At 66.7% G+C, this 1,089-nt stretch carries 2 protein-coding genes; one reads left to right on the top strand and one right to left on the bottom strand.

Annotation, left to right across the window (positions count from 1 at the left end; translation table 11 throughout):
• Positions 1-148: 148 nt before the first annotated feature.
• Positions 149-391 (top strand): DUF3632 domain-containing protein, encoded by a 243-nt coding sequence (locus A5658_RS20260; protein WP_067339373.1) that lies wholly within the window; start codon positions 149-151, stop codon positions 389-391.
• Between the two features lie 316 nt (positions 392-707).
• Here A5658_RS20260 and A5658_RS28520 read toward each other — a convergent pair.
• The coding region (locus A5658_RS28520) for a hypothetical protein (protein WP_067339372.1) at positions 708-1,089 on the bottom strand (382 nt) is incomplete at its 5' end.

Genomic DNA, 1,089 nt, shown 5'->3' with positions numbered 1-1,089 from the left:
CACCTTCGCCGACCGCATGCCGGGAAGCGAAACCAACTAACCGAGGATGCCGCTTACACCGTTAATCTGACGGACCCTCTGGGCGCTGCGCCACGCCCTGGAAGACGATGAGCCCGAGGCGGGTGTCCCCGCGCTGCTCCCGGGCGCGGTGGAGTGGTTCCGGCTGGCTGGACCGCTGCTCGCATCCCTGACCCGGCAACGCGAGGCAGGCTATCGGGGGCGCAGCCACATCCTGGGCGCCCGGGCCCAGCGGGCGGGGCTGACCGTACCCGGCTTCAATCCGGCCCGATGGGACTTCTGGCGCACCCGGCTGGCCGAGATCGCGGCGTCGGGCGGGGACGCCGGCCCGGTAGCGCGGCGCGGCCTGGACGACCTGCTAGCGGCGGGTTAAGCCGGGCTCGCCGACCCGCCAGAGTCGTTCATCGGCGCGACAGGAGACAATTCCGTCTCGGCGATCGACCCAGGCCCGCACTCAACACTGTCATCGATGCCGCGCTCGCCGCGCTAGTCAGTGGGCGTGCTGAATCCGTTGCTCTGCAACCGTTACCGGCCTAATGTCCGCGTTTCCGCCGCGCTAGTCGACCGGGTCTTGATGGGGTGTTTGCCTTCTGGCGCTCTTTTTTTGGGGGGTGGCGGCTTGAAACCGCCTGCCGCGCAACATGACCCGGCGGTTCTATTCTTTGTCTTCCGGTAACGTCGCCCAAGTACTAGAACAGGGGCAGATGCGGTAACAGCAGCCCGGCGTCGCCGATAATCTGGTCGGCGATCTTGATCGCGTCACCGGCTTCTGATGGCTCGACGACCTCCCCTGCATAGCGCGGGTATTCAAGTTCGGCGCGCCGGCGGCGCAGTGTCGCGAATTCGGCGAATTGGGTGTCGAACTGCGCTCGTGTTGCGTGTTCGACGGCGAGGTGGCCGCCGCGTTGGGTCGCGCGCAAGCCTTGTTGGGCCAGCAGGCCAACCAGGGCGAATCGGGCGCTGTCGTATGCGGTGATGTAGGCGGTGGCGGGGTCGGTGGTGGTGCGTACGAGGAAGGTGTCCAGCAGCCGAGCGCAGACGATGATGGATCCTGTTTCAATCATGATCGCC

It is taken from the genome of Mycobacterium sp. 1245111.1 (genome assembly GCF_001673405.1).
Taxonomy (GTDB): domain Bacteria; phylum Actinomycetota; class Actinomycetes; order Mycobacteriales; family Mycobacteriaceae; genus Mycobacterium.
Note: the sequence above shows the minus strand (reverse complement) of the source record. Positions and strands in the feature narration are given on the sequence as shown.